5 protein-coding genes are annotated in these 13,797 nt (G+C 71.8%); 2 read left to right on the top strand and 3 right to left on the bottom strand.

Annotated elements, in window-relative coordinates:
- Positions 1–411, top strand: a complete 411-nt coding sequence (locus NQU54_RS43025; RefSeq protein ID WP_257635748.1) for an acyl carrier protein — start codon at positions 1–3, stop codon at positions 409–411.
- Positions 412–494: 83 nt separating this feature from the next.
- On the opposite strand, the gene NQU54_RS43020 is transcribed toward NQU54_RS43025, so the two are convergent.
- Positions 495–1,754, bottom strand: a complete 1,260-nt coding sequence (locus tag NQU54_RS43020; RefSeq protein ID WP_257635747.1) for a cytochrome P450 — start codon at positions 1,752–1,754, stop codon at positions 495–497.
- A gap of 172 nt (positions 1,755–1,926) precedes the next feature.
- On the opposite strand from NQU54_RS43020, the gene NQU54_RS43015 reads away from it, so the two are divergent.
- On the top strand, positions 1,927–2,793 hold the full coding sequence (locus NQU54_RS43015; RefSeq protein ID WP_257635746.1) for an alpha/beta fold hydrolase: 867 nt from the start codon (positions 1,927–1,929) through the stop codon (positions 2,791–2,793).
- An 86-nt stretch (positions 2,794–2,879) separates the two neighbouring features.
- Here the strand turns inward: NQU54_RS43015 and NQU54_RS49570 are convergent, their stop codons facing one another.
- Together NQU54_RS49570 and NQU54_RS42995 are read right to left on the bottom strand one after the other, a co-directional pair.
- The gene (locus NQU54_RS49570) at positions 2,880–7,973 is read right to left on the bottom strand and encodes a type I polyketide synthase (protein WP_306279670.1); all 5,094 of its coding nucleotides are present in this window, start codon (positions 7,971–7,973) and stop codon (positions 2,880–2,882) included.
- 16 nt (positions 7,974–7,989) lie between these two features.
- Positions 7,990–13,797, bottom strand: a 5,808-nt coding sequence (locus NQU54_RS42995; RefSeq protein WP_257635745.1) for an SDR family NAD(P)-dependent oxidoreductase, incomplete at its 5' end; no start/stop codon positions are given.

Raw genomic sequence — 13,797 nt, 5'->3', positions numbered from 1 at the left:
ATGAACGCACACGCCGCAGTCAACAACCACACCCCTGGCGACGCCGCCAACCCTCAAGGAGACGGATCCGCGATGCAGACGGAGAAGAGCGAGACCGCACTCGACGGAGCGGCGCTGCACCAGGCGCTCGCCATCGCCACCGCCGAGGAGCGCGAGGACATCATGCGGGAGACCGTACGGACGCAGCTCGCCGACATCCTGGCGCCCACCGTGGTGGAGGACGACAGCAACTTCCTGGAGAACGGGCTCACTTCGCTGACGGCCCTCGAGCTCACCCGCAATCTGATGACGCTCACCGACGTGGAGATCCCGCTCGTCGCCATCCTGGAGTACCCCACCCCCGCCCAGCTCGGCCACTACCTCGCCGAGGCGTACGACGCGGTCAACTCCGGTGACGGCGCCACGGCGTAGCACGGTCCGTAAGGCACAACGCCGCGCGGGAGGGGAGCACCCCTCCCGCGCGGCGTTTTCGGTGCCAGTGATCGGTTCGTGCGTCAGAACGCGCACTCCACATGCTTGATGGCCTCGACGAAGCTGGCCACCAGCCGCCGGGGCTCCCCCACCGTGCGGATCTCGGGCAGCCGGCTGAACAGCTCGCGGAAGAGCACCGTGACCTCCATCCGGGCGAGATGGGCGCCCAGGCAGAAGTGCGGGCCGACCGATCCGAAGGTCATATGCGGATTGGGGTCCCGGGTGATGTCGAACTGATAGGGGTCGGTGAAGACGTTCTCGTCCCGGTTGGCGGACCAGTAGAAGAGCAGCAGTTTCTCGCCCTCCCGGAAGCGGTGGCCGTTCACCTCGCAGTCCCGCTTGACGGTCCGGCGCATCCAGTTGATGGGGGTCGCGACCCGGAGGATCTCCTCGACCGCGCCCGGTGCGTATGCCTCGAAGTCGGAGAGCAGCAGCTTCCGTTGCTCCGGATGCTCGGTGAGCAGCACCAGACCGCGCGAGATGGCGTTGCGGGTCGTCTCCATTCCGGCGACGACGAGCAGGATGAAGAAGGACGAGAGCTCTTCGGGGCTGAGCCGCTCGCCGTCGATCTGCGCCTGCACCAGCCGGGTGATCAGATCCCCGGTGGGGTTACGGGTGCGGTCGGCGGCGAGCCCTGCGATGTAGTCGGCGAGCTCATGTGAGGTCTTCAGCAGGGCGGCGGCGGCCTGATCGGCCCGCGGAACATATTCGGGGTCGAAGGTGCCGACGATGATATTGGACCGGTCGTAAATGAACTCATAGTCGTCGTCAGGAATTCCCATCATGCCGCTGAGCACCGCGATCGGCATGATGGCGGCGACCTCCCGGACGAAGTCACCGGGCCCTTTCGCGATGAGGTCGTCGACAATCTTCCGGGCCGCCTTGTGGGAGGCCGCCTCGAACTCGGCGGCCATTCCCCGGCCGAACGCGCGGGACACCAGCCGGCGCAGCCGGGCGTGCTGGGGATTGTCCATATTGATCATCGACCCGAAGAAGCTGTTGAACTCCTCCGGCAGATCGATGATGCTGATCGCGGTGGGCAGGGAGCCGAAGTCCTGCGGACGCCTGCTCACCTCGGCGATATCGGCGTGTCTGACCATCGCGTAATAGCCGGCCCCCTGCCCGAACCCGGGCATGACCGGCTCGTGGAAGAGCACGGGCTCAGGCCGTCGGCGCAGCGCGGCGAAAGCGGCGTCACGATCTCCGTAGGGCTGTGCCCAGAAGGACAAGTCGGTGAGGTCGATGTTCTCGACATGGGCGAACCTGGATTCCGGGGGATACACGGCGCCTCACTTCAACTCGGGGTCTACGGTCGGCAAAAGAGATGGGTCGGCATGAGAGTATGAATCGCCCGGCGGTCCAGCATCTCGCGGCCCGCTTAAGCGCCGCTAATCCGCGCATACATCACATCCCCAGCGGTCGAATCCGATGGGGCGGCCCGGCTAGAATTCCGCCATGGATCTTTCCGTGCCCGTCACCGACGATGTGAAATTGCATTTCCGGCACCGGCCGGGAACGGCGTCGCTTCCCTTTCTCCTGGTCCATGGCATGGCGTCGAGCGCCCGGCTGTGGGACGAGGTCGCCGACCATCTGGCCGCCGCGGGCCATGCGGTGTACGCGGCGGATCTGCGCGGCCACGGGGACTCCGACACCCCGGAGACCGGATACGACACCCTGACCGCGGTCGCGGATCTGGTGGCGGCGGCCGCCGCCCTCGGTCTTGACCGGGTGGTGGTGGCCGGTCACTCCTGGGGCGGCAATGTCTCGGTGCGGCTGACCGCCGAGCACCCCGAACTGGTGGCCGCGCTGGCCCTCGTGGACGGCGGCTGGCTGGAGCCGGCCAAGGCGTTCTCCTCCTGGGACGCGTTCGTCGGGGCGTTGCGGCCGGCGTCCCTGGAGGGCGCCACCGAGCAGAGCGTGAGCGACTATTTCCGGGCCATCCATCCGGACTGGTCCCCGGCGGCGATCGAGGCCGCGGTGGCCACGATGGTGGTCAACCCGGACGGTTCGCTGTCCCGGCGCATGTCCACCGAACAGCACATGTCGATCCTGCACAGCATCTGGAACGAGCCGCCGAGGCCGTGGTACGCGGCCGTCGACGTGCCCACCCTGCTGATGCCCGCCATTCCCAAGGGCGCGGACGAGAAGTGGGCGGACCGCATCCGCTCCCGCATCAGGGAGACCACGGCCGACCTGCGCCACGCGACGATGCGTGAGTATCTCGACTCCGAGCACGATCTGCACGCCCAGCACCCACGGCGGGTGGCGGACGATCTGCTCGACCTGGCCCACGGCGTCCGGCCCGCCCACAGCGCTCGCTGACCGCGCACGGCGATTCCCCCGTACGGTCTCGGTACGGGGGAATCGCCGTGCGCGGTGGTCGCGGGCGGTGGGCCCGCGACCACCGGTCAGACGCCGAGTTCGCGGTCGATGAGGGCGAACACCTCATCGGCGGTGGCCGCCGTCAGATCCTGCTCATCCGCCTCCGGCTCATCGGACTCCCGCGCGGTGGCGGCGTACTTCCACACCAGGGCCTGCAACCGGTTCACCAGACCGGCCCGCCGCGGGTCGCCGGCCGACAGCCCGGCGAGTGCGGCCTCGAGCTCGTCGAGGTGGTCGGACACCGGATGTGCTGCCGCCCCGGCCTCCCCCGGGCCCACCTCGGTCAGCAGATGGCCCGCCAGCGTCCGAGGTGTCGGATAGTCGAAGACCACCGTGGTCGGGAGGCTCAGCCCCGTGGCGGCGCGCAGCCGGTTTCTGAGTTCGACGGCCGCGATGGAGTCGAACCCCAGCTCCTTGAACGGGCGGTCCGGCTCGACCGACTCCGGCGCGGGATAGCGCAGTACGGCGGCCACATGGGCCCGTACCAGCGCCAGCAGCCGCTCGACCCGCTCGTCCTCCGGCAAGGCGCCCAGCTCCCGCCGTAGCGCCGACGCCTCGTCGCCGCCGGTGTCCTCCAGGGGGCCCCGCGCGGTCTCGCTGGCCTGGCGGGCGGCCGGGACACCGTCGAAGAGCCTGCTGGGACGGGCGAGGGTGAACAGCGGCGCGAAGCGCTCCCATCGCACATCGGCGATCGTGACGCTCGGATCGTCGTGGTCGAGCACCTGGCGCAGTGCGGTGAGCGCCAGCCGTGGGTCCAGCGGGGACAGGCCCTGCCGCCGGGACCGCTCGGTGTGCGGGGCCGACGGGGTTTCTGCGGTGTCCGGGGTGTCCGGGGTGTCACCACCGTACGGCGCGTCTGGAGTGTCACCACCGTGCGTCGCGTCCGTTGTGTCTCCGCCGTAGGGCAGGTCCCACAGGCCCCACGCGATCGAGATGGTGGGCCGGCCCTCGGCCCGGTCGCGCCGCGCCAGTGCGTCGAGGCAGGCGGTGGCGGCCGCGTAGGAGCCGTGGTCCTTGCTGCCCCAGGACGCGGCGACGGTGGAGAAGTAGACCACGGTGTCCTCGGGACCCATGTCGCACAGTTCATCCAATGGCCGCCCGGTGTCGTCCAGATGGGTGCGGATCTCCTCGGCCAGCCGCCGCGGGGTGAGTTCCATCAGCGGGGCCAGCTCACCGGAGGCCGAGGTGTGGACGATCGTCCCGATCCGTCCGCTCGCCTGCGCCACCCGCTCGAGGAGGTGTGCGGTGGCTTCCCGGTCGGCGGGCGCGTGGTCCGCCACGGTGAGTCCGGTGCCGAGCGCGTCGAGTTCGGCCTTCAGCTCCACGGCGGCGGGTGCGTCGCCGTCTCCGGGGCCCAGCATCACGATGTGTTTCGCGCCGTCGGCGGCAAGGCGGCGGGCGACATGGGCGGCGGGTCCGTCGGCGGCTCCGGTGATGAGCACGGTGCCCCGGGGTTTCCAGGTGCGCCGCGGGGCGCGGCCGCCGATCGGGTCGGGAATCAGCCGACGTCCGTACACTCCCGCCGGGCGCAGCGCGGCCTCGTCCTCGCCACAGGCCCCGGTGAGCAGGGCACACAGCCGACGGGCGTCCAGGCTGTCCGGACCTGCGGGCAGGTCCACCAACCCACCCCAACGGTCGGGGTGTTCCAGGGCGGCCACTCTGCCGAGCCCCCACAGCTGGGCCTGGTGGGGAGCGTCCAGGGGGTCGGAGTCGTCGATGGAGACCGCGCCGCGGGTGGCGCACCACAGTGGCGCGGGGACGGCCGCGTCCATCAGCGCCTGGAGCAGGATGAGCGTGCCGGTGAGGCCGGGGGCCACACCGGGGAGAGGTGGTGTGTCCTCGTCCAGGGCCAGCAGCGACAGTACGCCGGTCGGTGGCTCCTCGGCGTACCGGGAGCGCAGCAGCGCGGCGAGGCCCTCCCGGTCGGTGTCCCCGTCCAGTTCCAGCAGACGCACCTGGCCGCCGTCCGCGCCCAGCGCCCGTACGCAGGCGTCCGTCCAGCCGTCGGAGGCACTCTTCGGGTGGACCACGAGCCAGGAGCCCGCGGCGGTGGGGGCGGTGTCGGTGACGGGCCGCCACTCGACGCGGTGGCGCCAGGAGTCCACGGCGGAGCGCTCACGCCGGCCGCGGCGCCATGTGGAGAGCGCGGGCAGCACGGTGCCCAGCGAGGTCCGGTGGCCGGTGCCGTCCGGGAGGCTCAGCGTCTCGGAGAGCGCGCCCAGGTCCTCGCCCTCCACCGCGGCCCAGAACCGGGACTCCTCCTCGTCCGCCGGGGACGCGGTGTCGAAGGACACCAAGTCGGCCAGCCAGTACCGCTCGCGCTGGAAGGCGTAGGTGGGCAGTTCGACGGTGCGCGGGGCGGCCGGGCCGGTGGGGTGGAGCGTGGTCCAGTCGACCGCGACACCCGCCGTGAAGGCCAGCGCGAGGGACTGGAGCAGCCGCGCCTGGCCGCCGTGGTCGCGGCGGAGCGTGGGTACGGTGACCGCCTCGACCCCGGCTTCCTCGAAGCTCTCCTGCGTTCCCACGGTCAGCACGGGGTGGGTGCTGCTCTCGATGAACACGCGGTGGCCGTCGGCCAGCAGCGCCTGAACGGTGTCGGCGAACCGCACCGGCTCACGGAGGTTGGTCACCCAGTAACCGGTGTCCAGCCCGGTGGTGTCGATCCGGCCGGCGGTGACCGTGGAGTAGAACGCCACCGTGGACGCGACCGGCCGGACACCCGCCAGAGCCTGCGCCAGCTCGTCGGCGATCTCGTCCACCTGGGGGCTGTGCGAGGCGTAGTCCACCTCGATCGGCCGGGCCCGGTCGCCTGCCTCCCGACACGCTGCCACGGCGTTCGCCACCTGCTCGGGCGGCCCCGAAATCACCGTGGACGAAGGGCCGTTGACGGCCGCCACGCCGACGGCCGCCGTCCGGTCACCCAGCCCGGCCAGCAGCTTACGGGCCCGCTCCCGGCTCACCCCCAAGGAGGCCATCGCCCCGCCACCGGCCAGCCGCCGCAGCGCCTTGCTGCGCAGCGCCACGACCTTGGCACCGTCCTCCAGCGACAGGGCCCCGGCCACCACGGCCGCCGCGATCTCGCCCTGGCTGTGCCCGATCACCGCCGCGGGACGTACGCCGTGACCTGCCCACACCGCGGCGAGCGACACCATCACGGCCCACAGGACGGGCTGCACCACATCGACCCGGCCCAGGTCGGCCGCCCCGTCGGCACCTCCCAGCACATCGGTGAGGGACCAGTCGACGTACGGTGCCAGCGCCCGTTCGCACTCCGCCACGCGAGCCGCGAACACGGCCGAGTTGCTGAGCAGTTCGGCGCCCATGCCCGGCCACTGTGAGCCCTGGCCGGGGAACACCAGCACCGGGCCGAGCTCCCCGGCCACCGCGGCACCACCGGGGTGGACCAGGCCCGGGTGCGTTCCGCCGGTGGCCAGCGCCTCCACGGCCGCCACCAGTTCCTCACGGGTCTCGCCCACGGCCACGGCCCGGTGGTCGAACACCGACCGGGTGGTGGCCAGCGACCAGCTCACATCGGCGATCGACGGCCCTGGCTCGTCGGCCATCCACCGGACAAGCGCGGCCGCCTGCCCCCGCAGGGCCTGGGCGCCACGGGCGGACAGCACCCAGGGCACCACCGCCGTCCGCGACTCCTCGGGCGTGGCGGCGGCTGGCTGCTCCGGCTCGGACTCCTCCGATACGGCAGGGGGGCCGGGCTCGGGGGCCTGTTCCAGGATCAGATGGGCGTTGGTGCCGCTGATCCCGAAGGAGGACACCCCGGCCCTGCGGGGGCGCTCGCCCGTCGGCCACGCCACCGGCTCGGTCAGCAGCCGTACCCCGCCGCCCTCCCACTCCACATGCGGGGTCGGCTCATCGATGTGCAGGGTGACCGGCAGCGTCTCGTGCCGGAGCGCCATCACCATCTTGATCACACCGGCCACACCGGCGGCCGCCTGGGCATGGCCGATGTTGGACTTGAGCGAGCCCAGCCACAGGGGCCGTTCACCGGGCCGGTCCTGTCCGTAGGTGGCCAGCAGGGCGTGTGCCTCGATGGGGTCGCCGAGGGAAGTTCCGGTGCCATGGGCCTCCACCGCGTCGACCTGGTCGGGGGCGAGGCGTGCGCCGGCCAGCGCCTGGCGGATCACCCGTTCCTGCGATACGTCGTTGGGCGCGGTCAGTCCGTTGCTGGCGCCGTCCTGGTTGATGGCCGAGCCCCGGATCAGGGCCAGCACCCGATGTCCGTTGCGCCGCGCGTCGGAGAGCCGCTCCAGCAGCACCAGGCCGACGCCCTCGGAGAAGCCCGTGCCGTCCGCGCCCGCCGCGAAGGACTTGCAGCGGCCGTCCGGGGCCAGCCCGCGCTGCCGGGAGAACTCGGCGAAGGCGGTCGGGGTGGTGAGCGCGGTGACTCCGCCCGCGAGCGCCAGATCGCATTCGCCCTGCCGCAGCGCCTGCGCCGCCAGATGCATCGCCACCAGCGACGACGAACACGCCGTGTCCACCGTCACCGCCGGGCCCTCCAGACCGAAGGTGTACGCCACCCGTCCGGAGACCACACTGGTGAGGCTGCCGGTCGTGGCATAGCCCTCGAAGCCCTCGGGGACCCGGGGCATCCTGGACAGATAGTCCTGGCTGGACACGCCCGCGTACACCCCGGTCCGACTGCCCTTCATCGTCATCGGATCGACACCCGCGCGCTCGAACAGCTCCCAGGACACCTCCAGCAGCAGCCGCTGCTGTGGATCCATCGCCAGGGCCTCGCGCGGGCTGATCCCGAAGAACTCCGCGTCGAAACGGTCGGTGCCGTCCGTGCGGTCCGTACCGCCCAGGAATCCGCCGTGCCGGACGTAGCTGGTGCCGGAGTGGTCGGGGTCCGGATGGTAGAGGCCGTCCAGATCCCAGCCGCGATCGGTGGGGAACGCGGTGATGCCGTCGCCACCGGACGCCACCAGCTCCCACAGCTCCTCGGGGCAGCCGACACCACCCGGATAGCGGCAGGCCATGCTCACGATGGCCACTGGCTCCTGGGAGCGCTCCTCCATCTCGCGCAGCCGCTGACGGGCCTGCCCGAGATCCACCGTGACCCGCTTCAGATACTGGCGGAGTTTCTCTTCCGTACCCGACATCAGTCCTCACTCGCGATCAAGAGGGCAATTCCCTGTCGATGAACTCGAACAACTCGTCGTCCGACGCGGAGTCGAGGACGCCCCCGTCCGCGGTGGCGTGGTCCTCGCCGGTGGCCTCGGCCGGTGCGTCGTCGCCGAGCCGCCACAGCAGCGCCTCCAGGCGCTTCGCCAGCCGGCCGCGGGCCTCGTCGTGGGGAGCGAGCCGTGCCACCGCCGTTTCGAGTTTCTCCAGCTCGCCGAAGCCGGGCGCCGGGGTGTCCGGCCGCGCGGGGCACAGCTTCTCGCGCAGTTCGGCGGCGATGGCCGAGGGGGTGGGGTGCCGGAAGACGACGGTGGCCGGCAGCCGCAGCCCGGTGGCGGCGGCGAGCCGGTTGCGCAGTTCGACGCCGGTCAACGAGTCGAAACCCAGGTCCTTGAAGGGGGTGTCGGCGGACACCGCCCCGGCGTCGGTGTGGCCCAGCACCGCCGCGGCCTGCGTGCGCACCAGCGTGAGCAGGACCCGGTGCTGTTCCTCCGCGGGCACCGCCGCGAGCTGGGCCACCAGACCTGCGGCGGGCGCGCCGGTGGCGGCGGTACGACGTGTGGTCGTACCGCTGTCAAGGAGCGTGCGCAGCAGGGCGGGCAGGGTGTCCGCGGGCTGAGCGGACAGGGCCCGGAGGTCGAGCTGGACGGCAGCGGGCCGCGGGTCACCATGCCAGCAGGCCGCGTCCATCAGCCCCAGCGCCCGCTCACCGGACATGGCGGCGATACCGGACCGGGACATCCTGGCCAGGTCCGCCTCGTCCAAATGCCCGGTCATCCCGCTGGCATCGGCCCACAGCCCCCAGGCCACCGAGACCGCCGGGAGGCCCATGGCCTGGCGGTGGATGGCCAGCGCGTCACAATAGGCGTTGGCCGCGGCGTAGTTGGCCTGCCCCGGGCTGCCCATCACCCCCGCCGCCGAGGAGAACATCACAAACATGCCGAGCCGCAGATGCGCGGTGGCGGCGTGGAGATGGGCCGCGGCCACGGCCTTGGGCCCCCACACCCGCGCCAGTCGCTCCGGGGTCTGTGAGGTGACCATCGCGTCGTCCAGCACACCCGCCGCGTGGACGACACCGGTGAGGGGGTGCGCCGGATCGACGCCCGCGACGAGGTCGTTCACCGCGGCGGCGTCGGTCACGTCCACCGCGGCGATCCGCGCCTCGGCGCCCAGCTCACCCAGGCGGGCCACCAGTTCCTCGGCCCCGGGCGCGTCCATGCCGCCGCGGCTCACCAGCAGCAGATGGCGGATGTTCCAGTGGCGGACGAGGTGCTCGGCGACATGTCCGCCGAGGGTCCCGGTGCCACCGGTGATGAGCACGGTGCCCTCGGGGTCCACCGGAGCGGGGACGTCCAGCACCAGCTTCCCGGTGTGCTTGGCCTGGCTCAGATACCGCAACCCCTCACGCGCCCGGCTCAACGGCCACGCCCGCACCGAAGGCGGCTCCAGTACACCGGAGGCGAACAACTCACCCAGCTCGCACAGCATTTCACCGATACGGTCCGGACCGGCGTCGCTGATCAGGTCGTAGACCCGGTAGGTCACCCCGGGGTGCTCGGCCGCGATCAGCTCCGGGTCACGGATATCGGTCTTGCCCATCTCCAGCAGCCGACCGCCCTCGTTCAGGAGACGCAGCGAAGCGTCCACGAAGGGCCCGGCGAGGCTGTTGAGCACCACATCCACACCACGGCCACCGGTGGCCTCCCGGATCGCCTCCTCAAAGGCCAGATCACGCGAGGAAGCCCGGTGTGCCGCATCGACACCCATCGCCTCCAGCACCCCATGCTTGCCAGGGCTCGCCGTCGCATAGACCTCCGCACCCAGGTGACGCGCGATCCGCACCGCGGCCGTCCCCACACCACCGGTCGCCGCATGGATCAGCACCGACTCCCCGGGCCGGAGCCCGGCGAGGTCCGTCAGTCCGTACCAGGCGGTCAGAGAGGCCACCGGTACGGCCGCCGCCCGCCGGAAACTCCAGCCGTCCGGGATCGGTGCCAGCAGTCGCGCGTCGGTGACCGCCAGTGGCCCGAACGACTGGTCGAGGACGCCCATGACCCGGTCGCCCACGGACACATGGGTCACCTCGGGGCCGATGTCCACCACCACTCCGGCGCCCTCACCGCCGAGTCCGGTCTGTCCGGGCACCATGCCCAAACCGACCAGCACATCACGGAAGTTGACACCGGCGGCGCGTACGGCGATCCGCACCTGGCCCGCGCCCAGGGGCTCCAGCACCTCGGGGCAGGGCACCGGTACGACGTTCTCCAGGGTCGCCGTGCCCGCCGTGTCCAGCCGCCACGCGTCCGGCTGCGCCACGGGGCCCACGAGCCCCGCGCCCCCGGTACCGGCATGGACCAGGCGGGGCACCAGCGCCCGCCCGGCACGCAGGGCCAACTGGGGCTCGTCCGTCTCCATGGCGCGTGCCACGGCGATGCGCAGGGTGGCGTTTGGGTGGAGGTCGGCGTCGGCGTCGGCGTCTGCGTCGAAGTCGTCGTCGCTGTCGAAGTCGTCGTCGCTGTCGATGTCGCTGTCGAGGAGGACGAACCGGCCGGGGTTCTCCGACTGTGCGCTGCGTACGAGGCCCCACACGGCGGCCGCGGCCAGGTCCACCCGGGTGGTGCTCTCGGGGCCGTCGACCGTGACCGCGCCCCGTGTGACCAGCACCAACCGTGCCTCCGCCAACCGCGGTTCGGCGAGCCAGCCCCGCACCAGCTCCAGCGCCCGCTCGGTCGCCGACAGCGCCTCGGCCGACGCTTCCCCGGCGCCCTCACCGATGGGCCTGGTCGGCTCGGTCATATCGGCGAGAACGACGGGCGGTACGGGCTCGTCGTCATCGAGGGCCGCGACCAGCGCGGCCGGATCCGGGTGGCCGCCGACGCCCAGGACCGCCCAGCCATCGTCCCAGGGGGCCGCCTTTCCGACCCCGGCCGCCACTCCTCCGGCTTCGGCCGCCACTCCCCCGGGCTCGGCCGCCGCCTCTCCGGTCCCGGCCGCGAGCGGCAGGGGTGTCCACTCGACGGTGAACAGACTGTCGGTGGCGTGGCTGCCCGGAGCCACCGCCGCCCGCAGCTGATCGACGCTCGCCGGCCGCATCGCCACGGAGTCGACGGTCAGCACCGGAGCGCCGACGGCGTCGGCCACCGTCAGCCGCAGTGCGCGCTCGCCATCGGCGGTCTCCTGATGGGGAGAGAGCCGCACCCGGACCGTGGTCGCCCCGGCCGCCCACAACGTCACGCCGTTCCAGGCGAAGGGCAGCCAGACCCGGCCATCGGTGGGTTCGGTACCGATGGTCTCGGTGCCATCCGTATCGAGTTGGTCGATGAGGAGTGCGGGGTGCAGCGCGGCGTCCAGCAGCGCCGGGTGGATGCCGAATCCGGCCTGCTCCCCGGCGGCCTCGGGCAGAACCACCTCCGCGTACACATCCGCCCCGTCGCGCCACACGGCCCGCAGCCCCTGGAACGACGGCCCGTACGCATACCCCGAGGCGGCGCCCCGGTCGTAGAACCCCTCGACGCCGAGCGATACCGCACCGGCGGGAGGCCACGCCCCGCCCAGTCCCGACGCATCGTCGGAACGGTCCGAGGGCGGGCTCAGCACACCCTCCGCATGGCACACCCATCCGGTGGCGGGCACTCCCTCACCGGCGGGCCGGGAGTACACCCGCACATCGCGCCGCCCGTCCTCGGCGGCCTCGCCCACGACGACCTGCACCCGCAGCCCGCCCGACTCCGGCAGCGCCAAGGGCACTTGAAGCGCCAGCTCCTCCACACCGCCACAGCCGACCTCGTCGGCCGCCCGCAGCATCCACTCGGCCAGCGCCGCCCCCGGGACCAGCACCGCGTCCGCCACCACATGCTCACCGAGCCACGCATGCGTACGCGCCGAAATCCGGCCCGTCAGCACATGGCCACGGCCATCGGCGAGCTCCATGGCGGCGCCCAACAGCGGATGTCCGGCGGAGACCAGCCCGAGGTCGGCCGGATCTCCGGCGCGTCCGCCGTGGCCGTCGAGCCAGTAGCGCTCACGCTGGAACGCGTAGGTGGGTAGGGCGACCACGCGGGGTGCCGGGGAGCTCGGATACAGGGTGGTCCAGTCGACGTCGACCCCGGCGGTGAACGCCTGGGCGAGCGAGTGGAGCAACTGCGCCTGGCCACCGTGATCGCGCCGCAGGGTGGGCACGGTGACGGCCGGGATATCGGCCTCGTCGAAGGTCTCCTGCAAACCGAGGGTCAGCACGGGATGGGTGCTGGCCTCGATGAACACCCGGTGGCCGTCCACCAGCAGTGCCTCTACGGCATCGGTGAACCGCACCTGCTCACGGAGGTTGGTCACCCAGTAGCCGGTGTCCAGGTTCGTGGTGACGGCACGACCACCGGTCACGGTCGAGTAGAACGCCGTGCCCGAACCAGACGTGTCGAGTGGGCGGATCCCCTCCAGCACCTGCATCAACTCATTGCGGATCTCTTCGACTTGAGGCCCGTGCGAGGCATAGTCCACCTCGATCGGCCGCGCCCGCTCCCCCACCTCCTGGCATGCGGCCACCACAGCGGCCACCTGCTCCGGCGGACCCGAAACCACCGTCGAGGAGGGCCCGTTGACAGCCGCGACGCCTACTCCAGCGGCCTGATCTCCCAGGTCGCAGAGCAGTTGGCTCGCCCGTTCCTGGCCGACGCCGAGGGAGGCCATCGCCCCGCCACCGGCCAACCGCCGCAACGCCTTACTCCGCAGCGCTACGACCTTGGCGCCGTCCTCCAGGGACAGGGCCCCCGCGACAACGGCCGCCGCGATCTCACCCTGGCTATGGCCCACCACCGCCGCAGGACGTACGCCGTGTCCGGCCCACACCGCCGCCAGCGACACCATCACCGCCCACAGGACGGGCTGGACCACATCCACCCGCCCCAGATCGGCCGCGCCCTCCGCGCCCCGAAGCACATCCGTGAGCGACCAGTCCACATAGGGCGAAAGCGCCCGCGCGCACTCCGCCACCCGGGCCGCGAACACCGGCGACACTTCCAGCAGCTCGGCACCCATACCGGCCCACTGCGAACCCTGGCCGGGGAAGACCAGCACCGGACCCGGGTCCCCGGTCGGCGCCGCCATACCGGACCGCACCACGCCCGGATGCGACACACCCTCCGCCAACGCCTCTACGGCGGCCAACAGCTCAGCCGGATCATCGCCCAACGCCACCGCCCGATGCTCGAACACCGACCGCGTGCTGACCAACGACCACCCCACATCCACCGGCGAAAGCTCGGACGCGTCACCCACCCGTTCAGCCAATGCCGCCGCCTGGCCGCGCAGCGCCTCCGCGCTCCGCGCCGAGAGCACCCACGAAACCGTGCCCACGTCGGAGGCGACCGTCGGCGCATCTTCCGCAGGCGAAGAGGGAGCCTGTTCGAGGACCACATGGGCGTTGGTGCCGGAGGCGCCGAACGAGGACACACCGGCACGGCGCGGCCGCTCGCCCTCCGGCCACTCCACGGCCTCGGTCAGCAGCCGCACCGCACCGCTCTCCCAATCCACATGCGGGCTCGGCTCATCGATGTGGAGGGAAGCGGGCAGCAATCCATGGCGCATCGCCTGCACCATCTTGATCACACCAGCGACACCCGCCGCCGCCTGCGTATGCCCGATGTTGGACTTGATCGAGCCGAGCAACAGAGGTTGTTCGGCGGGGCGTTCCTGCCCGTACGTGGCCAGCAGCGCCTGCGCCTCGATCGGATCACCCAGCGTCGTACCCGTGCCATGCGCCTCCACCGCATCGACATCCGAGGCCGACAGACCGGCACTCGCCAA

This window comes from Streptomyces malaysiensis subsp. samsunensis (assembly GCF_024519315.1).
Lineage (GTDB): Bacteria > Actinomycetota > Actinomycetes > Streptomycetales > Streptomycetaceae > Streptomyces > Streptomyces malaysiensis.
Note: the sequence above shows the minus strand (reverse complement) of the source record. Positions and strands in the feature narration are given on the sequence as shown.

Bases quoted from the DNA above. Each gene is read 5' to 3' on its own strand.
- NQU54_RS43015 (WP_257635746.1), top strand. From the start codon at position 1,927: ATGGATCTTTCCGTGCCCGTCACCGACGATGTGAAATTGCATTTCCGG.
- NQU54_RS43025 (WP_257635748.1), top strand. From the start codon at position 1: ATGAACGCACACGCCGCAGTCAACAACCACACCCCTGGCGACGCCGCC.
- NQU54_RS49570 (WP_306279670.1), bottom strand. From the start codon at position 7,973: ATGTCGGGTACGGAAGAGAAACTCCGCCAGTATCTGAAGCGGGTCACG.